This window comes from Flavobacterium sufflavum (assembly GCF_004016525.1).
In the GTDB taxonomy this organism is placed as follows: domain Bacteria; phylum Bacteroidota; class Bacteroidia; order Flavobacteriales; family Flavobacteriaceae; genus Flavobacterium; species Flavobacterium sufflavum.
In genome coordinates, this window is record NZ_SACJ01000012.1 from 67,986 (window position 1) to 88,680 (window position 20,695).

The window sequence follows — 20,695 nt, forward strand, 5'->3', positions numbered from 1 at the left end:
TTTAAATGTGGATTTCTGCTAGTTGTTTTGGGAAACAAATATAATACTTGGTTACCGATTTTGATAAAGATTTCAAATTCAATTGATCTGATGACTCTATAACATCCTCGACTGTACGGTCTTTTTTCAAGATTCGTATGGGTTCAGCTTCCTTATCGTAAGCCTGATTTTTTATTTTTCCTTTAAAAATAAAATAATTTGCATCGGCTATACTGATATCGTTTTCTAATGCAAAACGTTCTTTTAGCGGATTCAAATCATCAATAGCAACTTTTTCACTAGTTAATTGAATTTTCAATAAATCCCTGTTGATAATCATTTTGCTCAAAGAAGACAAAATAAAATCATCGTGTGTTTGCCAGGATTTTAATGCGCTAATTATATCAAAGTCATCTAATTGAGAAAACAAATCCAAAGTGGTAGTATCGAATGATTCTAATATAACTTTATTTTGCATAAAAAATTGTAATGGCTCACTACAAGGCAAAATAAATCCTTTTAAAGTCAGTTCTTTAGCACGTTTTAAGATTTTTGTCAAAATCAATTCGCCCACTAAACTGGTTTTATGTAAATAGGCCTGCCAGTACATCAATCGGCGGGACATTAAAAATTTTTCAACCGAGTAAATTCCTTTTTCTTCTATAACTAAAAAGTCATCTTCAACATTCATCATCTGAATTAAACGTTCTGAATTCACATTTCCTTCGGCCACACCCGAATAAAAACTATCGCGTTTTAAGTAATCCATTCTATCCATATCCAATTGACTTGAAATCAATTGCAACATGAATTTTCGATGATAATCCCCTTCAAATATTTTAATTGCCAGACTCAATTTTCCTTTAAACTCCACATTCAATTGTCGCATGAACAACAGCGAAATTTCCTCGTGATGCACATTTTCCACAATACTCTTTTCCATAGCATGTGAAAATGGCCCATGACCAATGTCGTGTAACAAAATTGCAATATAAAGTGCGTTTTCTTCTTCTTCTGAAATAGAAACTTCCTTAAAACGCAAGACATCCACCGCTTTTTGCATCAAATGCATACAGCCCAAAGCATGATGAAAACGAGTATGATTCGCTCCCGGATAGACTAAATATGATAAACCCATTTGCGTAATTCGACGCAAACGTTGAAAATAAGGATGCTGTATTAAGTCGTATATTAAGGCGTTAGGTATGGTAATGAACCCGTAAATAGGGTCGTTGAAGATTTTTAGTTTATTGATTTGACTCACTACAACTTGAATTTTAGGTTGACAAATATAAGTAAATTAGATTTTAAAAACAGAAAAATTACTAATTGAGGTTTGCCACTCTTAAACAAAAAGGAGTATTTCCACCACTCCTTTTACATCTTTTTTTAGAGCTTTCTAATCCAAATGTTTCTGAATTGATTTTTAGAATCATGATCTTGAAGCGAGATGACATCATCACTATGAGACGCCGGATAATTATGCAAACCTATATAAAGTGTCAAGCCATTTATTGTTACATTATTTTGTATCAAAACACCATTTAAAAGTACTGTAATTCTGGCTGGATTATCAATTTTACCATCTGATTTGAATCGTGGCGCAGTATAAATCACATCATAAATATTCCATTCTAATGGCGTTTTCACTGCATTTACCAATGGTGGATGATCTTTATAAATACTTCCCGCCTGACCATTACTGTAAGTTCTATTATTATAAGAATCTAATATTTGTAATTCATATCTGTTTTGGAAAAACACACCACTGTTCCCTCTAGCCTGCCCTCTATCTAAAACTTCATCCGGTGTACTCCATTCCAAGTGCAACTGACAATCTCCAAAAGCCATTTTAGTTTGGATTCCACCTGAACCAGGAACAACTTCCATGTAGTCTCCGTCAACAATTTTCCATGCTGCAGGTTTGTTGACATCTTTTTTGCTCACCCATTGATTTAAATTTTTACCGTCAAATAAAATAATCGCATCCGAAGGTGCATTGCCAAGGGTTTTAGCAGGCGTAATTATTTTTACTTCCGGTTCCCAAATTTCAGTCATTTCAGGTTTCATTGGCATTGGGGAAACTTCCGGCGGTGTGTTCACAAATTTATGTTGTGCCACAGCTACAGTAGCAGAAAATAAGGCTATCATTAAAAAAGACTGCTGTAAAAATTTATATTTCATGGTTAAATATTTTTGGTTTGTTAAAGGTGTTATCAATATTAAGCATTTTTTTAGGAACTAACTTTTAATTAAAATGAACTATTTGATAGTTGCTTTAGATTTTACAATAAAACATTTTAGCTCTATTGTAAATTCAATAAAAACAGCTTGTTAAAAAAATTAACATAAAATTAAGTTCGGTTAGTTCGGTAATCACCGAACCAATTGTAAATTTGCAAAAAAATATCATGGATTTTAATACAGAAAGAGAAGAAATCATTGAATTGTACGGAAATCATTTTGAGAAACTATACAATATTCCTCCTCTAGCGGCAAGAATTTTAGGTACACTAATAATTGACGGATGTAAGACAGGATTGACATTTGAATCTTTAGTCGAAAAATTAAGTGCCAGCAAAAGTTCTATTTCTACCAATTTGAACTTACTCTTAAAAATGGACAAAATATCATATTTTACCAAAGCTGGAGATCGAAAAAAATATTTCAAACCAGCTAATTTAAGTGAACGATTAGCCAATTTTCATAAATTAATTGATTCTGAAATGGTCATTATTGATCGAATGATTGATTACCGGGAAGCAACGGCCTCTTGCCCTGAAGAAAAATGCAATTTAGAAAATGTAAAAGCTTACAGAACTCACCTTATCGAAGTTGGAAAAGTGTTTACCAAGACAACCAACGAGTTTAAACAAATAGAAATCAATAATAATAACAATAAATAATCCATCACAATGAAAAAACTTTCATTAACCATTATAAGTTTAGTACTATTAGTAGCTTGTGGAAAAAAAGAAGAACAGGCAGCTCCTCCTGTAATGCCTTACAAGGTGGTTGAAATAACAAAATCCAATACCACTTTATTGGCTGAATATCCTGCTACTTTAGAAGGAATTACAGATATCGATATTCGTGCAAAAGTGGATGGATATATTGAAAAAATATATGTTCAGGAAGGTCAGGAAGTAAAAAAAGGACAACTGCTTTTTAAATTAGAGACACAAACGGCAAACCAGGAAGCTGCTGCAGCAAAAGCCAAAGTAGCCGCCGCCCAAGTGGAGGTAAATCGTTTGAAGCCATTAGTAGAGCGTAATATCATTAGTGATGTACAATTAGAAACGGCTAAAGCTAATTTGGCAAGTGCCAAAAGTACTTACCAAAGTATTGTTGAGAAAATAAATTATGCATCTATCAAAAGCCCTGTAAACGGAATTGTTGGGACTTTGCCATTAAGACTAGGAAGTTATGTAAGCAGCCAGACAGCCGAACCTTTGACCCGTATTTCAGATGTGAGTACTATTTATGCTTATTTTTCAATGAATGAAAAACAACAGCTGGATATTACAATGAATGCCGAAGGGAAAACATTTCAGGAAAAAATTGCTAAAATGCCTGGTGTCAACTTAATCTTAAGTAATGGAATGGAATATGAACAAAAAGGAAAAATTGAAACTTTTAGCGGACAGGCCAATACACAAACCGGTTCTTTTAATGTAAGAGCCAGTTTTCCAAATGCCAATAAAATATTACGTTCCGGAGGAAGCGGAAGCATTCAGATTCCAACCCATTTAAGCGATGTTATCTTAGTTCCTCAAAATGCCACTTTAGAGATGCAGGATAAGCGTATTGTACTTATTGTAGATAAAGACAATAAGGTAAAAGCTGTTCCTGTTGAAGTGCGAGCTGTACCGGGAGGACAATTTTTTGTGGTGGATAAAGGATTAAACGTAAAAGATAAAATTCTTATTGAAGGTGTGGGGATAATCTCTGAAGGAACAGCTATAAAGCCGGAACTGGTTGATTATGCTAGTATTATTAAACCTGAAAAGAAACAAATTAACTAACAACTGAACAAATAATAGCTTATGTTTTCAAAATTCATTGACAGACCCGTTTTGTCAACGGTAATTTCTATTATCATTGTCATATTGGGTATATTAGGGTTAGTTGCACTTCCCGTTTCGCAATATCCCGAAATAGCGCCTCCTACAGTAACCGTTTCTGCTAATTATCAGGGAGCCAGTGCCGAGGTAGTGATGAACTCGGTAGTAATTCCTTTGGAAGAGCAAATTAACGGTGTGGAAGACATGACTTACATGACTTCAACCTCAAACAATGATGGTTCAGCATCGATAAACATTTATTTTAAATTAGGAACCAATCCTGATTTAGCTGCCGTGAATGTACAAAACCGTGTCGCACGTGCCACCTCATTATTACCACAGGAAGTTACCAAAGCCGGAGTTACCACATCAAAAAAACAAAGTGATAACATCTTGATTTTATCCTTGTATAGTAAAAATCCGGATTATGATATTACGTTTCTTCAAAACTATGCCAATATTAATATTTTACCAAAAATTAAGCGTGTAGCCGGTGTTGGTGACGCTATGATATTTGGTCAAAGGGATTATTCTATGCGTATTTGGTTGAAACCGGATGTCATGGGAGCTTATGGTTTGGTACCTTCAGATATTACAGCCTTACTTGCCGAACAAAATATTGAGGCAGCACCAGGACAATTGGGTGAAAGCAGTGACCAGTCTTTTCAATATACCTTAAAATACAAAGGACGTTTACAAAGCACGAAAGAATTTGAAGAAATTATCGTTCGTTCAACCCCAAACGGCGAAGTGCTAAAATTAGGTGATGTAGCCCGAATTGAGCTTGGAGCGGTCAATTATGCAAGTAAATCATTTACAAATGGGAACCAATCTGTTGCTATTGCCATTGCGCAAACAGCGGGTTCAAATGCTCAGGAAGTAATTGAAGGCTCTTTGAAAGTAATGGACCAATCGGAGGTTAATTTTCCTAAAGGAGTAAAATACACTACCTTAATTAATGCTAATGATTTTCTGGAAGAATCAATTTCTAAAGTAATTCACACCTTAATTGAAGCATTCTTACTGGTTTTCGTTGTGGTTTTCATCTTTTTACAGGATTGGAGATCTACACTTATTCCGGCTATCTCAGTGCCTGTCGCTATCGTAGGAACTTTCTTTTTCCTAAGTTTATTTGGTTTTACTATTAACTTATTGACCTTATTTGCATTGGTACTTGCTGTTGGAATTGTAGTTGATGATGCCATTGTGGTTGTGGAAGCAGTTCATGCCAAAATGGAAGCCGGGGAACATGATCCTAAAAAAGCGGCACATAGTGCCATGAACGATATCAGTAGTGCAATTATTTCTATCACCCTGGTAATGTCGGCGGTATTTATTCCGGTTTCGTTTATTAGTGGTTCGGCAGGAGTTTTCTACAAACAATTTGGATTGACATTAGCCATTTCTATTGTATTGTCAGCAATTAATGCCTTGACACTTTCACCAGCCTTGTGTGCTATTTTCTTAAAAGAGCATGGGACAAATAAGAAAAAAGGATTTTTAGAACGTTTTTACGCTGCTTTTAATGCAGGATTTGAAACCACAACTAAAAAATACAAGAAATCGGTTGAGTTTTTTATCAAGCGAAGATGGTTGGCTTTTGCAGGAATTGCTCTTTTTGCCGGATTATTTATTTTATTAACCAATATTACTCCAAAAGCTTTTGTTCCCAGTGAAGACACAGGAGCCATTCTTTCGGATGTTTCATTGGCACCTGGAACTTCATTAAAAAGAACGGAAGAGGTATTAATCCAAATCGAAAATCAAGTAAAAGACCTTCCTGAAATTCAAGAAGTACTTCGTATTTCCGGTCGTAGTTTGATTAGTGGTACCGGTAGTAACTACGGAATGGTAATCGTAAAATTAAAACCTTGGGCTGAACGTAAAGAAGCCAATCAGGAAGTTAACGCTATCATTCAGGAATTATTCAAACGCGCCGCTACTGTAAAAGATGCTAAAGTATTGTTTTTTGCACGCCCTACCTTAGTTGGTTTTGGTTATTCCAATGGTTTTGAAATGCAATTACAGGATCAAAAAGGAGGAACAGTTCAAGAATTAAGTAAAGTGAATAACCAGTTCCTGGAGGCTTTAAACAGTCGTCCTGAAATTAAATATGCAGCAACTTCATTTTCTGCAAATTATCCTCAATATCGAATTGATTTAAACGTAGCTGCTATTAAAAAAGCAGGACTTACGGTTACTGATATTTTAGGAACCATGCAAGGGTATTATGGAGGGGTTTATGCTTCAAACTTCAATAAATTCGGGAAACAATTCCGTGTGGTTTATCAATCGGAACCACAATTCAGAAGTGATCCTGAATCCTTGAATAATGTATTGGTTCGAAATAATAGTGGTCAAATGGCTCCTATTTCACAATTTGTAAAACTGGAAAAAGTATTTGGACCACAAGCAATTGAACGCTTTAACTTATTTACTTCCGTTAAGATTACGGGAGCTCCAAAAGACGGATATAGCTCAGGTGACGCCATTAAAGCCGTTCAGGAAGTTGCCAGCCAAAAACTACCATTAGGCTATGGTTATGAATTTTCGGGAATGACCCGTGAGGAAATTAATGCCGGCGGACAAACCGTGTTTATTTTCTTATTGTGTTTAGTATTTGTTTATTTCTTATTGGCAGCCCAATACGAAAGTTACATTTTACCTTTCGCTGTATTGTTTTCATTGCCAATTGGGTTAGCAGGTTCTTATATTTTTGCTTATCTATTAGGAGTAAGTAATAATATTTACCTCCAAATCACTTTAATCATGCTTATTGGATTATTAGCAAAGAATGCCATTTTGATAGTGGAATTCTCCGCCGATGCCAGAAGAAAAGGTTATAGTGTTACTCAGGCAGCCATGCAGGGAGCGGTAGCTCGTTTACGACCTATTTTGATGACCTCTTTTGCATTTATCTTAGGATTATTACCATTAATGTTAGCCAAAGGTGCTGGAGCTGTAGGAAACAAAGCCATTGGAACAGGAGCTATTGGAGGTATGTTAATTGGTACTGTTTTAGGAGTTTTTATAATTCCGGTATTGTTTATTGTTTTCCAAAATTTACAGGAAAAAATTTCGACAAAACCACTACCTACTCCAATTGATGAGTCAGATGTTCAATCTTTAGAAGAAGAAAATGAAAAATAAAAGATATAAAATTGCCTTATTGGCAATAACAGCAATCCTATTGCAATCGTGTTTTATAGCCAAAGATTACAAGCGTCCGGATGTAAAAACAGAAAATTTATACCGCTCCGAAAAAGCATCGACAGATACTCTTTCTTTGGCGAATGTAAGTTGGGACAAGATTTTTACCGATCCAATTTTACAAGGCTATATCAAAAAAGGATTGGAAAGTAATTATGATGTTCGCATTGCCATGCAAAATTTAGCCGCTGCACAAGCCACTATGTTGCAGGGAAAAGCAGGCTACTTCCCTACTCTGACAGCCACCGCCGACTGGACGCATCAGGAATTATCCCAGAACAGCCAAATGGGTTCTATTGTTCAAAACAGAAGTACTAATCAGTATCAATTGACTGGAACTTTAAGTTGGGAAGCGGATATTTGGGGTAAAATTCGAAGTAACAAACGCGGTACTAAAGCGGCTTATTTACAAACCAATGCTGCCAATCAAGCTATCAAAACACAATTGATTGCCAGTATTGCATCAACTTATTACCAATTATTAGCTGTAGATGAGCAAATTAAAGTAGCGGAAGAAACTTTAATCAATAGAAACAAAAGTATCGAAACCATCAAAGCCTTGAAAAAATCAGGAACGGTAACCGAAGTTGGTGTAAAACAAACTGAGGCACAAAAATATACTACCGAATTGATTATTGCCGATTTGAAAAACAACCGAATTTTATTGGAAAATACCCTGAGTGTTCTTTTAGGTCAGGCGCCAGCAAAAATTGAACGCAGCAGTTTTGAGGCTCAAAAATTACAACCTACCATTACGTTGGGAGTTCCTGCAAGTTTGCTTCACAACAGACCTGATGTTATTGCTGCCGAATACAATTTGATTAACAATTTTGAGATGACTAATGTTGCTAAAAGTAGTTTTTACCCATCGTTTAAAATTACGGCTACCAGCGGACTGCAAAGCATTGATTTAAAAGAATGGTTCAGTGCCAATTCTATTTTTGCTAATATTGTAACGGGTTTGACACAGCCTATTTTCAATCAAAGACAGCTTAAAACCAAATATGAAATTGCAAAAGCCAATCAGGAAAAAGCCTATTTGCAATTTGAGCAATCGCTTTTAACAGCAGGAAAAGAAGTTTCGGATGCATTAGCTCAATACAACAACGAAACTTACAAAATCACGGTTCGTGAGAAACAAGTAGATGCACTTAAAAAAGCCGCTAGTTTTTCAGATGAATTATTGACCTATGGACTAGCCAATTATTTAGAGGTTTTGACTTCTAAAAATGATGCTTTGAACGCCCAATTAAATTTGGTAGATAACAAATACCAACAATACAAAGCCATTATTCAATTATACAGAGCCTTAGGTGGTGGCTGGCAATAAGCTTAATTCTTATACCGGAATTAAATTAGGTTATATATTCAAAAAGCCATTAAGTACTGAACTTAATGGCTTTTTTGTGATTATTTTTCAAATTATTTATAAGCAATTGCAGCACTTGTTGGACCCGTCAAAGCTAATAATGAAGTTGATTTAAAACCTATTTGCGTGGCCCATTTATTAAAATCATCAAATGTATAATCAAAACCATCTCCTGTTTCAATCAACATGTTTAAACTCATCATTAAGCCAAAAGAATTTTGTTTTCTTTCGTTGTCAATTACTGATTCAATAGCAATGAAAACGCCACCATCAGGTAGGGCATCATAAGCTTTTTGCATCAACATTAATTTATTTTCTTCATTCCAATCATGTAAAATATTCCCCATAGTCACCACATCCGCTTTAGGAAAAGAATCGGCAAAAAAATCTCCACTAACGGCTTTTACCTGATTCGAAACTTCAAATTTTTGAATGGTCTCCTTTGCCATAGCTTCTACTGCCGGTAAATCAAAAGTAGTACAACTCATATTCGAATTGTGTTTTGCAACCATCGTAGACAAAATCCCTGCAGAACCTCCTACATCTAAGAAAGTTTTGTGTTTCGAAAAATCAAACTTTTGTGCCAAAGCCATAAAATTCCCAATTTGGATTCCCGTCATAGCATTGACAAAACCTTTTAACAATTCGGGATCTTTATATAAATTCACAAAAATAGGCTCATTTCCATTTTTGGACTCATTTTGAACCAATCCTGTTTTTAAACCGTCTTCCAGATTGCCCCAAAAACCATAAAGACGATCGTTCATCATCTCCAGCATTCCGCCTACATAAGTTGTCTTAGCTTTATCTAAAAACAGTTCCGTATCCAGACTATTAGAATATTTTGCAGTTTCCAATAGTCCATCGCGTTTCAAAAAGCCAAAGCTAAATAAGGCATCTAAAAAATCAAATAAATGCCTATCGGTGCAATTCAATTTCAGCAGGCTTTTAATTTCCTTAGCTGACAAACTTCCTTCTTTAGCCAAATGAGTAAATAATTCAAATTTTACTGCTGAGAGTAAAATTTTTGAAGCCCAAAATCCAGAACCAATTTGCATAATACTTGCCGGAGATGGCTGATTTGTTTGATTTTCCATTTTGAAATATTTTAAATTTAGAACTACACAACTAACTACAAGTCAATTATATAAAAGTAAACATAATCTATTTCATAAGAAAGCAAATAATACAATTTAATCGGTTTATACTTTATAAAACAAATCAAATGAATGTTAGCAAATAACCTAAAAAAGCCCCACCAATAACAATAAAAGCACTATTTACTTTTTTATAATTAAAAGCGATAAAAACACTCACCAGCGCAATAAAAACAGTACGCCAATCAGTGATGGTATCTCTTCCCATTTGGATACAAATCGAAATAATTATAGCAACTGAAGACACATTAACCGCATCTAGAAATACCGAAAAAAGTTTCAAATTTCTCATTTTGTTAACCAAAGGATTCAGCAAGCCTACAAAAATAAAAGAAGGTAAAAATACCGCCAAAGTAGCCACCATAGCTCCCGAAATCCCATTGATTTGATAACCCACAAAAGTCACCGATGAAAAAACCGGTCCCGGAGTAAATTGTCCCACAGCAATGGCATCAATCAATTCGGTGCGGCTAAGCAAACCTTTGGCGACCAATTCGGCATCCAAAAAAGCAAATAAAACATAGCCACTTCCATACAAAATAGCTCCTATTTTAAAGAATATCAAAAATAAATTCCAATTACTGGCTGCTACCAAAGTAGTTTTAGAAACAGGCAAAAGACCAAGCGGAATCCAATTGCTTTTTATCAAACTTCTGCTTTTTATGGAAAACCAAAATAAGGATAAAAATCCGGCTCCAAAAAGCAAGGCGATTTCGTTAAAATGCAATAATGAAAGTGCTAAAACTATAACACCAATAATTCCTAATGAAATGGTTTTACAGGATTTTTTTGCCAATGGTAAAATCGCTCCCAGAATAATGGCAATAATTGCAGGTTTAATACCGTATAAAAAGGGTTGCATTTCTGGTAATTGCCCGTATTCTTTATAAAGCCAGGCAAAAAATCCGGTCAAGATTACCGCGGGCAGAATAAAACAAAGTCCAGCCACTATTAAGCCCTTCACTCCTGCTCTTTCATGGCCAATGTGAATCGCCATTTCGGTGCTGTTAGGTCCCGGAATTAAGTAAGTAGCCCCTAATAAATCCAGAAAATGCTGTTCGTCGAGCCATTTTCGTTTTACGACCACTTCGTTTTGCATCATCGCTAAATGTACCGCAGGGCCGCCAAATCCGATAATTCCTAATTTTAGAAAAAGTTGGGCAAGTTCTTTTAAACGTTCTTTTTCATTCATTATGACTGCTATTTTTCATACTTAATTTAGAAGCCAAAATAAACTATTCTTTTAAAAAAGTAATATTAAATTTTGAACACAGATTGAAGAAATCCGTTTTAATTTTTAAAAATTTCTTTAATCTGTATTCTAAAAAAATAGAAGATTATTTCAGTCTAACAGGAATCCAGATTTCCTCTTCCGAATTAGGATCACCTTTCTTGTATTTACTACCTAAAATTTCAAAATGTGGTCTATCATCCACAATGTAAGCCGAATTAGGAAACCAGGTGCCAAAAATAGATTCAAAAAAGGCCGGGGCATCACTCCCATCACCTTTATAATCAAAAACGGCATACCAACCACCCGGAATCACTAAAGAATTCATATTTGCAGGAATACTGTCAAAATCAGTCACTTCAACCGCTGCCCATTTTTCAAACGCAGTTTCAGGGTTAAATTTATTCCAAAAACCTTCCGGAAATTGCTGTACCGAAAACAAATCAGTACTTACTGTATTTGTAATTTCCTTTTTTATAGGCATAAAACTTTGCCATAACAAAACAGGATTGTAAGCCGCATAATTCATGTTTTGCTTACAACCAATTAGCTTTTTCTCTGTAAGTGTGGTGATTCTAGGTTTCATTTTTTATTAGGTTTGGTGTTTATTTTTTTTTTTTTTTTCATCAGCTTGAAAAATTTGAAAGGAATTTTTATAAAACGCCAACTTCAAGTTCGTCGAGATAAATAAAATCAGGTGACTTAACTCCTGCTTCTTCTCTAATTTGCACTAGTTTAGGAGACTCAAAAAAGTTCTTCGCATCTTGATGTGAAGTCCATTTAGAAAAATGTACAATTTTATTAGAATCCTTCTCGTAATTTAAAACTTGATAGGACAATTCACCTGCCTCTTTCCTTATTTTTGAAGCAGAATCAAATACTTTTTTCCAAGCACTATAATCAGCAACTTCATGTATAATTAGTACGTATTTCATAATTTATTTCTTGGCGTTTTCTTTTCTCTTTGCTATAAATTGTTCTTTATTCGCAACGAGATGATTTTTCAAACCTATTAATCCGTTAATTACCTTTTCATAATTTTCAGGACTCTCTTTTATAGAATAAAATTGATAATCACTTTGCTTACTATAATCAATAGTTGCTTCAACAATTTTAATATAGTTTTCTATATTTTCGCCTAATTTATAATTTATTTCTTGCCCTAAAACGTTAGTTAAAGAAGCAAATATTGCTTTATCTCCATCTGGTTTTGTATCTGGATGAGCTAAAATGTAATACCTATATCTTAACTGACCAACATAAAACAATAAAGCCGATTCATTTACATTGCCATTTTTATAATATTTCCGTGCTTCTTCAAAAAAAGATACTGGATGTGTTTTCTCAAGCGTGGCTATTTTAGTTATTACTTTCTGATTAAACAACTCAGGATGAAAAGCTTTATTTTCTTGAGCAAACAAAGAATTCGTAATAATAAATACAGTTATAACTACTATTTTTTTCATGTTTTTTATTTAAATTTCAATAAGTAAATGTAGGATAATTTCGTAAATACAAAACATAAGAGTTATCAATAATACTAAAATTAATTATTAGCTCTCTGTTTTTCTATATTCTGTTATCTAATTTCTATATTCTTTCTGCAAACTGCCTTCTGCTTTCTGAATACTACGTACTCGTTCAATACAACTAAGGACTAATTACTAAGCACCAAGGACTTTTTATCAAAAACAGAAGAAAGAAATTTTATCATAATATTAGGAACTTGGAGTATATAAAAACTGTAATTTGCACAATGAACTGGAGTTTTTAACGTTCCAATAGACTATTCATTCGATTACTATTTATATAAATATGGACAAGATAAAAATACTTTGGGTTGACGATGAGATTGATTATCTAAAACCACACATCCTTTTTTTAGAGAAAAAAAATTACGAAGTTACTACCTGTAATAATGGGCTTGACGCTATTGAAATATTTGAAAACGAGAACTTTGATATTGTTTTCTTAGACGAAAATATGCCCGGAATGAGCGGCTTGGAAACCCTTTCGGAGATGAAAGAGAAAAAGAGCGCTATTCCGATGATTATGATTACCAAAAGTGAGGAAGAATACATCATGGAGGAAGCCATTGGCGCTAAAATTGCCGATTACCTTATTAAACCCGTGAATCCAAACCAAATTTTACTGAGTTTAAAGAAAAATTTGGACAATTCGAAGCTGATTTCTCAAAAGACCACTTTGGATTACCAAAAGGAATTCCGAAAAATTGCGATGGAAATGGGCATGGTAAACAGCTACGAAGATTGGATCGAATTGTATAAAAAACTATTGTTTTGGGAACTACAACTAGAAGATATCAACGATCAGGGTATGATTGAAATCCTGGAATCTCAAAAAGTAGAAGCCAACTCGCAATTTGGGAAATTTATTGAGCGTAATTACGAAGATTGGTTTGAGCCTAAAGCCGATAAACCCATTCAGTCACACACTCTATTCAAGGAATTAGTGGTTCCTGAACTTAAGAAAAAAGAAAGACCTGTATTGTTTGTGGTCATTGATAATTTGCGTTACGACCAATGGAAATCCTTTGAAAGCGTGGTGTCTGATTATTACAAACTGGAAAAAGAAGTGCCCTACTACTCTATTTTACCTACCGCAACCCAATATGCCAGAAATGCTATTTTCTCAGGTTTATTGCCGGTAGAAATGGAGAAAAAACATCCTGATCTTTGGAAAAACGATCCTGATGAAGGCGGAAAAAACTTATTTGAAGCCGAATTTCTTGAAGCTCAATTAAAGCGTTTGAGTTTGAATATTAAATCGGATTATTTCAAGATTACCAATATGGCTTCGGGCAAAAAACTCCTTGAGAATTTCAGGGCCTTAAAAGACAACGATTTAGTTGCTGTAGTCTATAATTTTGTAGATATGCTTTCGCACGCAAAAACTGAAATGGATGTGGTAAAAGAACTCGCTCCTGACGACAAGGCTTATCGTTCGCTAACCTTGAGTTGGTTCAAGAATTCGCCATTGTTAGAGATTATTCAGCAGGCACAAAAACTGGGTTTCAAATTGATTCTAACTACCGATCACGGAACCATCAACGTCAAAAATCCATCAAAAGTAGTAGGTGATAAAAACACCAGTTTGAATTTGCGTTACAAAACCGGTCGCAGTCTTACCTATGAAAGCAAAGATGTTTATGCAGTAAAAGACCCAAAAAAAATTGGCTTACCTGCTATTAATATGAGTAGTTCTTATATTTTTGCAAAAAATGATTTGTTTTTGGCTTATGTCAATAATTACAATCATTATGTGAGTTATTATAAAAATACCTATCAGCATGGCGGAATTTCTCTCGAAGAAATGATTATTCCATGTTTGATATTTAATCCTAAATAGTGATTTAGTTCTTAGTCCCAAGTCCCTTAGCATCTATGCTAAAAACTAGGGACTAAGGACTAGGTACTAATAAACTAAGAATATGGAAATCACTTTTTCATTAGACGAAATAGGCAATGTTGCCGAATTGATTGTAGCGGCTCAACCGAATAAGATTTTGCTTTTTAACGGTGAAATGGGTGCCGGAAAAACTACTTTTATCAAGCAATTATGTAAAACTCTGGGGGTAACAGCAGCTACAAGTAGCCCTAGTTTCTCTTTAGTTAATGAATACGAAACATCAGACAATCAAGTTGTTTACCATTTTGATTTTTATCGTTTGAAGAATGAAACAGAAGCTTTAGATATGGGCGTGGATGATTATTTGTATTCCGGAAATTGGTGTTTTATCGAATGGGCCGAAAATATTGCTAATCTTATTCCTGAAACACATTCGACAATTACCATTGAAGCACTTCCTGATGGAAAACGTTTTTTGAAATTGAACTAGATTACTTAAAAAAAATAAATATTATTAGTTGATTTTCAGTGTTTTATAGTTTTGTTTTTGAGAGTGAATTCCGAAAATACTTCTAAATTATTTCTATAAAAACTTGAAAAATACAACTTAATGTTAATAATTAAACTCAATTGTATTTTTATCAAAAAAGAAAGCTTATTTTTTTAATCTTTTTGTGTAATTTTACTTTTTAATTGTACCAAAAACGATGTCAATATCAATAACTCCATTCACAAAACAACAGTTATTACCTCAAGAAGAGAAGCTGGAAGTAGCTAAAAAAAAGGGCGAACTATTTATTGGTATTCCTAAAGAAACTAGCTATCAAGAACGTCGCATTTGTCTAACACCAGATGCAGTCAGTTCGTTAATATGTCATGGACATCGAGTGATGATTGAATCGGGTGCCGGGGAAAGCGCCAGTTACTCAGACAGAGAATATTCTGAAATAGGTGCTGAAATGACTAAAGACACCCAAAAAGTCTTCGGTTGTCCAATAATTTTAAAGGTAGAACCTCCTACAGTTGCCGAAATCAAAATGATGAACAATCAGGCGATACTTATTTCGGCAATCCAATTAAAAACCAAAAAAAAAGAATATTTCGAAGCTTTAACTAAAAAGAAAATTACTGCACTTGCTTTTGAATACATTAAAGATGTCGATGATACTTACCCTATTGTCAAATCTTTAAGTGAGATTGCAGGCACGGCTTCTATATTGATTGCTGCCGAGTTAATGATTGCTAATTCTCATGGAAAAGGACTCCTTTTTGGTAATATTACCGGAGTTCCTCCTACCGAAGTTGTTATTATTGGTGCTGGAACGGCAGGAGAATTTGCGGCAAGAACCGCTATTGGTTTAGGTGCTAATATCAAAGTTTTTGATAATTCAATTACCAAATTAAGACGACTACAAAATAGTTTAAATCAACGCATTTTTACTTCGACGATACAACCTAAAGCTTTAATGAAGGCGCTGAGACGTTGTGATGTTGCCATTGGGGCCATACGCGGTCTGGAACGTTGCCCGGTAGTGGTTACCGAAACTATGGTGGAACACATGAAAAAAGGAGCTGTAATTGTGGACGTAAGCATTGATACCGGTGGTTGTTTTGAGACTTCTGAGGTCACTACGCACGAAAAACCAACGTTTATAAAAAGTAATATCCTACATTATTGTGTTCCTAATATCCCTTCCCGCTATTCTAAGACAGCCTCGCTTTCTATTAGCAATATTATCACACCTTATTTATTGAAAATTGCTGAAGATGGCGGACTCGAAAGTGCTATTCGTTGTGACAAAGGCTTGAAAAATGGTATTTATACTTACCATGGAATTCTTACCAACAGAGCTATTGGTGACTGGTTTGATTTACCTAACAACGACATCAATTTAATTGTGTTTTAAGTAAACTTTCAATTACCTTTGCCCAAAAAATAAATTCATGAAGTTTGTACAACGTTTTGCCTATTATCTTATAGGCTTAGTAATAGGCTGCTTTTTTGTAGCTCTTGTTTTTAGTGGAAAAGATACCCGCTGTAATTATTTTCCCAATGCCAGGGTTTTAAACGACATAAGAAACAAACCTTTTGAATATTCTGCAAAAGCATCTCAGGCTTTGGCAGAAAAATGGGTTGACACCTCCGATGTTAGGAAAACATTAGAATTTGGCGATGTTGATTTTGATAAAAGTGATACTGATTTTGGTAAAAAAGCAAAACTTTACGTAATTGAAGGAAAAACAGCTAAAAATATCGAAATAATTCTGACTGTAAAAAACGAAGAGAATAAAGCTACTTTAGAGAATATTATAAAAAAATAATTTTAGCTTCTTAATATCATAAAAAGCCATTTGAATTTCTTTTTGAAATTTAAATGGCTTTCTTTTTTATAACATCTCAACAAAATAATAAAACAAGTAAATAACCTACAAAAACAAATAATTTATTTTATATTTGAGAAAATATTTCAAAACCTCTACTGGGAATACCAAGTATTTATAAACCAACTAACCAACCTTAATAAATTGATCATGAAAAAAATTACATTATTAACAATAGGATTTTTTCTACTTCTTCTTACTTCATTCACAACCCAAAAACTACCTTCTGAATTTCAAGAAAAATTACTCAAAGCTAAGATGAACTTTGAAACTCCTAAAAACTTTAAAGAAGTACCAATTATCTCTAACAATCAAATGAATTATGATTATGCTATCAAACATGTAGAAAAAGACTTTGAAGTTAGATTTGCGCTACATCCATTAGTAGATAGGTTAAAAGACTATAATGAAAAAGAAAAAAATAAACAACCTGGCGAAATAAACAGGAGCCCAAATAAACTTTATCAGGGTTCTTTCGTTGCAATTGCTTTCAATATTTCTGGAGGTAAAATACTTAAAGGCTCTTCTATCTTCCCGCCAGAAGCAATTAAAGCTGAATTTAATGCTGATTGGGGAGCGATGACAATGGTTGAAGCTGGAAAGGAATTTGGACAAGACTATAAATACTGTGTAATGGTAGCCATACACAAAGATGATGTTGCAGATGCCTATTATTTTTATTTAGCAAATGACCAACAAACAATAAAAGAACAAATGCAACCCGTTTTTCATTCTCTAAAATTCAATTAACAATTTTAAACAGGCTTTAAAAACTATAAAATCCAATCAATTTCTGATTTATTATTCGCTTTCAAATATTGATTGGTTTGGCTAAAATGCTTGTTCCCAAACCATTTCCCCTGATTAGCACTCATAGGCGACGGATGTCCTGATTCTAAAACCAAGTGTTTGTTTCTATCTATTTTGCTTCCTTTTTTTTGTGCAAATGAGCCCCAAAGTAAAAATACGACATGCTCTTTTTTTTCTGAAATTTTCTGAATCACCGCATCGGTAAACAAATTCCATTTTAAGTGTTTATGACTATTAGGCTTGTCTTTTCGGACTGTAAGTGCCGCATTCAACAATAAAACGCCTTGTTTGGCCCAATGTTCTAAATTTCCAGTTGTCGGAAAAAAAATAGAATCCAAATCTTCATTTATCTCCCGAAAAATATTGCGTAATGAAGGCGGAATTTTCACCCCGTCATTAACCGAAAAACACAAACCATTTGCTTCTCCATCGCCATGATAAGGATCCTGACCAATAATGACCACTTTCAAATTAGATAAATCACAATAATTAAAAGCCGAAAAAATCAAGTCTTTTGGTGGAAAACACACAAACTCCTGATATTCTTTTTCTACCTCCTGCAATAAATCATTAAAATATGTTTTTTGTAATTCTTCAGATAAAATGGTTTGCCAATCAGGATTTAAGGAAATTTGCATCTTTATTTTAAATTTGTTCCGCAAAGATACACAGAGTAAACACAAAGACACACCAAGATAGTTTTACAATTAAGTAAATCTTTATGAATCATAGCGAAATCTTTAAAAATCTTCGTGAAAGAATCTCTACTATTACCTATTTTTGCATAAAAAGAAGCACGCACAAAGAATGATATCCATCACCGAAAAAACATTACAAGACCTACAATTTCCAACGATTCTCGAAACCATTTCAGAGATATGCAATACCGAAATTGGAAAAGAAAAAGCACTCCAAATTACTCCTTTTAGAGATAAAGAAAGTCTGATGCAAGCTTTGTTACAAACCTCTGAGTATGTTTCTTCTTTTCAAAATAATAATGCGATTCCTAATCATGGTTTTGATGCGATAACACACGAAATAAAATTCCTGGCAATTGAAGACAGTTTCCTTGAAGTAGGTAGTTTTAGAAAAATTGCTACGCTTTCTTCAACGGTAAATTTCTTATTGAATTTCATGAGAAAATTTGATGATTACTATCCAAATATCAATGCCAGAGCTTCACGCGTTGAGCTCACTAAAGAAATTGTAACTCTTATTGATACTGTTGTCGATAAATATGGCGAAATAAAAGACAATGCTTCTCCTGTTTTGTCAGATATCCGTAGAAATATGAATTTGGTTCGCGGCAAGGTTAATCAGAGTTTTGGTGTTGCTCTGACTCAATACAATGGTTTAGGATATTTAGATGATATTAAGGAAAGTTTTGTGCAAAACCGCCGTGTTTTAGCCGTATTATCAATGTATCGTCGAAAAGTAAGAGGAACCATTTTAGGAAGTTCGAAAACAGGAAGTATAGCTTATATCGAACCTGAAATGACGCTGAAATATTCAAGAGAATTAAGCAATTTAGAATACGAAGAAAAAGAAGAAATCACACGTATTTTAAAGCAATTATCGAATGCTATTCGTCCATTTTTACCTTTATTAAAAGAATATCAGGACTTTTTAAGTGATGTTGATGTAATTGCTGCCAAAGCAAAATATGCTGAAAGAATCAACGGAATTTTGCCAAACATAACAGAGGAACGTCGTTTGTATTTTAGAGACGCCTTCCATCCTATTTTATATTTGACTAACAAACAAAAAAAGGAAGTCACTTACCCACAAACAATAGAATTACAGCAAGAAAACCGGATTATTGTCATTTCGGGACCTAATGCAGGAGGAAAAACCATTTCGTTAAAAACGGTGGGATTACTCCAATTAATGCTACAATCAGGAATGTTGATTCCGGTTCACGAACGTTCAGAAACTTTTTTATTTGACAGAATCCTGACCGATATCGGAGATAATCAATCTATTGAAAATCATCTGAGCACCTACAGTTACCGACTAAAGAACATGAACTACTTCCTGAAGAAGTGTAACCGTAAAACCATGTTCCTGATTGACGAATTTGGTACTGGTTCTGACCCAGAATTAGGTGGTGCGCTGGCTGAAATTTTCCTGGAAGAATTCTACCATCGGGAAGCTTTTGGAATTATTACAACACATTACGCTAATTTAAAAATCCTAGCTAACGAACTGCCTTTTGCTACCAATGCTAACATGATGTTTGATGAAAAATCATTGGAGCCCATGTATAAATTGGCTTTAGGACAGGCAGGAAGTTCATTTACCTTTGAAGTTGCTCAGAAAAACGGAATTCCCTTTGGCTTAATCAATCGCGCCAAAAAGAAAATCGAAGTAGGCAAAGTACGTTTTGACAAAACCATTGCAACCTTACAAAAAGAGCGTTCTAAACTCGAAAAAACTTCTCAGAACCTAAAAGAAGAAGAAATAAGAGCACGTGAAGAAGGTAAAAAGATGGAAAACATCAATGTAAAAATTAAGCAAAAACTGGAAAGCTATCAGGAATTGTATGACAGCAATCAGAAAACAATTTATATTGGCCAAAAAATAGAAGATATTGCCGAGAAATATTTCAACAATAAGAATAAAAAAGAGTTGATTGGCGAGTTTTTGAAAATAGTTGAAATCGAAAATTCGAAACGCAAAAAAGCCACTCCAAAAGAAACTAAAGCTATCGAGGCTAAGAAAAAAGAAGTCATCGAAGAAGTTAAAGTTCAGGTTGAGGAAATTAGAAAAGAAAAGAAAGAGAAAAAACTTAAACCTGTTATTGAAAAACCAAGACCTATCCTAAAAGTGGGTGATCGTGTACGCATGCAAGACGGAAAAGCTGTTGGAAGTATTGATGCTATTGAAAAAAACAAAGCAATTGTTAATTATGGTATTTTTACTTCTAAAGTGAGTTTGGATGAATTAGACTTGGTGGAAGCGGTTAAGAAGTAATCAGTTTGCAGTCCCCAAAGTCATTGCGAGGAACGAAGCAATCACACTAACACAAGTAAATGCAGTATACAAAAATACTCTCTCAATTTTGTCATTTCGACAAAGGAGAAAACTCCGTTAGATATTCCTCAAACTAAATAAAAAAATGAAT

General features: G+C 34.2%; 18 protein-coding genes. 10 read left to right on the forward strand and 8 right to left on the reverse strand.

Features of this window, described 5'->3' with window-relative positions; all coding sequences use genetic code 11:
- Position 1: 1 nt before the first annotated feature.
- Positions 2-1,243, reverse strand: a complete 1,242-nt coding sequence (locus EOD40_RS15410; protein ID WP_128197052.1) for an HD domain-containing protein — start codon at positions 1,241-1,243, stop codon at positions 2-4.
- Positions 1,244-1,368: 125 nt separating this feature from the next.
- Positions 1,369-2,163 carry a 3-keto-disaccharide hydrolase gene (locus tag EOD40_RS15415; protein ID WP_128197054.1) on the reverse strand — a complete coding sequence of 265 codons (795 nt, stop codon included), beginning with the start codon at positions 2,161-2,163 and terminating at the stop codon, positions 1,369-1,371.
- A gap of 227 nt (positions 2,164-2,390) precedes the next feature.
- On the opposite strand from EOD40_RS15415, the gene EOD40_RS15420 reads away from it, so the two are divergent.
- From EOD40_RS15420 to EOD40_RS15435, 4 genes are read left to right on the forward strand one after another with little or no spacing between them, the layout of a single operon-like run.
- Positions 2,391-2,885, forward strand: coding sequence for a GbsR/MarR family transcriptional regulator (locus EOD40_RS15420; protein ID WP_128197056.1), 495 nt, complete (start codon positions 2,391-2,393; stop codon positions 2,883-2,885).
- 9 nt (positions 2,886-2,894) lie between these two features.
- Positions 2,895-4,004 (forward strand): efflux RND transporter periplasmic adaptor subunit, encoded by a 1,110-nt coding sequence (locus EOD40_RS15425; protein ID WP_128197058.1) that lies wholly within the window; start codon positions 2,895-2,897, stop codon positions 4,002-4,004.
- A 21-nt stretch (positions 4,005-4,025) separates the two neighbouring features.
- On the forward strand, positions 4,026-7,193 hold the full coding sequence (locus EOD40_RS15430) for an efflux RND transporter permease subunit (protein ID WP_128197060.1): 3,168 nt from the start codon (positions 4,026-4,028) through the stop codon (positions 7,191-7,193).
- Positions 7,183-8,583: an efflux transporter outer membrane subunit gene (locus EOD40_RS15435; protein WP_128197062.1), complete on the forward strand. Its 1,401-nt coding sequence runs from the start codon at positions 7,183-7,185 to the stop codon at positions 8,581-8,583. The genes EOD40_RS15430 and EOD40_RS15435 overlap by 11 nt, the downstream gene beginning before the upstream one ends.
- A gap of 92 nt (positions 8,584-8,675) precedes the next feature.
- Here the strand turns inward: EOD40_RS15435 and EOD40_RS15440 are convergent, their stop codons facing one another.
- The 5 genes from EOD40_RS15440 to EOD40_RS15460 all read right to left on the reverse strand — a co-directional run bounded on the left by EOD40_RS15440 (position 8,676) and on the right by EOD40_RS15460 (position 12,476).
- Positions 8,676-9,719 carry a methyltransferase gene (locus tag EOD40_RS15440; protein ID WP_128197064.1) on the reverse strand — a complete coding sequence of 348 codons (1,044 nt, stop codon included), beginning with the start codon at positions 9,717-9,719 and terminating at the stop codon, positions 8,676-8,678.
- Positions 9,720-9,843: 124 nt separating this feature from the next.
- Positions 9,844-10,971, reverse strand: coding sequence for a chromate efflux transporter (chrA, locus tag EOD40_RS15445; protein ID WP_128197066.1), 1,128 nt, complete (start codon positions 10,969-10,971; stop codon positions 9,844-9,846).
- A 145-nt stretch (positions 10,972-11,116) separates the two neighbouring features.
- The gene (locus EOD40_RS15450) at positions 11,117-11,596 is read right to left on the reverse strand and encodes a GyrI-like domain-containing protein (protein WP_128197068.1); all 480 of its coding nucleotides are present in this window, start codon (positions 11,594-11,596) and stop codon (positions 11,117-11,119) included.
- 67 nt (positions 11,597-11,663) lie between these two features.
- Positions 11,664-11,945 carry an antibiotic biosynthesis monooxygenase gene (locus EOD40_RS15455; RefSeq protein WP_128197070.1) on the reverse strand — a complete coding sequence of 94 codons (282 nt, stop codon included), beginning with the start codon at positions 11,943-11,945 and terminating at the stop codon, positions 11,664-11,666.
- 3 nt (positions 11,946-11,948) lie between these two features.
- Positions 11,949-12,476, reverse strand: coding sequence for a hypothetical protein (locus EOD40_RS15460; RefSeq protein ID WP_128197071.1), 528 nt, complete (start codon positions 12,474-12,476; stop codon positions 11,949-11,951).
- A 349-nt stretch (positions 12,477-12,825) separates the two neighbouring features.
- On the opposite strand from EOD40_RS15460, the gene porX reads away from it, so the two are divergent.
- The 5 genes from porX (at position 12,826) to EOD40_RS15485 (ending at position 17,511) form a co-directional block, all read left to right on the forward strand.
- Complete coding sequence (gene porX / locus EOD40_RS15465; protein WP_128197073.1) at positions 12,826-14,379, forward strand: T9SS response regulator signal transducer PorX; 1,554 nt, start codon at positions 12,826-12,828, stop codon at positions 14,377-14,379.
- Between the two features lie 82 nt (positions 14,380-14,461).
- Positions 14,462-14,869 carry a tRNA (adenosine(37)-N6)-threonylcarbamoyltransferase complex ATPase subunit type 1 TsaE gene (gene tsaE, locus EOD40_RS15470; protein WP_128197075.1) on the forward strand — a complete coding sequence of 136 codons (408 nt, stop codon included), beginning with the start codon at positions 14,462-14,464 and terminating at the stop codon, positions 14,867-14,869.
- Positions 14,870-15,086: 217 nt separating this feature from the next.
- Entirely contained in the window at positions 15,087-16,286 is a 1,200-nt protein-coding gene (locus EOD40_RS15475; protein WP_164905491.1) for an alanine dehydrogenase, read from the forward strand.
- Between the two features lie 37 nt (positions 16,287-16,323).
- Complete coding sequence (locus EOD40_RS15480) at positions 16,324-16,701, forward strand: DUF4258 domain-containing protein (RefSeq protein ID WP_128197076.1); 378 nt, start codon at positions 16,324-16,326, stop codon at positions 16,699-16,701.
- A gap of 210 nt (positions 16,702-16,911) precedes the next feature.
- Positions 16,912-17,511, forward strand: coding sequence for a hypothetical protein (locus EOD40_RS15485; protein WP_128197078.1), 600 nt, complete (start codon positions 16,912-16,914; stop codon positions 17,509-17,511).
- A gap of 23 nt (positions 17,512-17,534) precedes the next feature.
- On the opposite strand, the gene ung is transcribed toward EOD40_RS15485, so the two are convergent.
- Complete coding sequence (gene ung, locus EOD40_RS15490) at positions 17,535-18,209, reverse strand: uracil-DNA glycosylase (protein ID WP_128197079.1); 675 nt, start codon at positions 18,207-18,209, stop codon at positions 17,535-17,537.
- A gap of 169 nt (positions 18,210-18,378) precedes the next feature.
- Here ung and EOD40_RS15495 point away from each other — a divergent pair, with 169 nt between their 5' ends.
- Entirely contained in the window at positions 18,379-20,544 is a 2,166-nt protein-coding gene (locus EOD40_RS15495; RefSeq protein WP_128197080.1) for an endonuclease MutS2, read from the forward strand.
- Positions 20,545-20,695 lie beyond the last annotated feature (151 nt).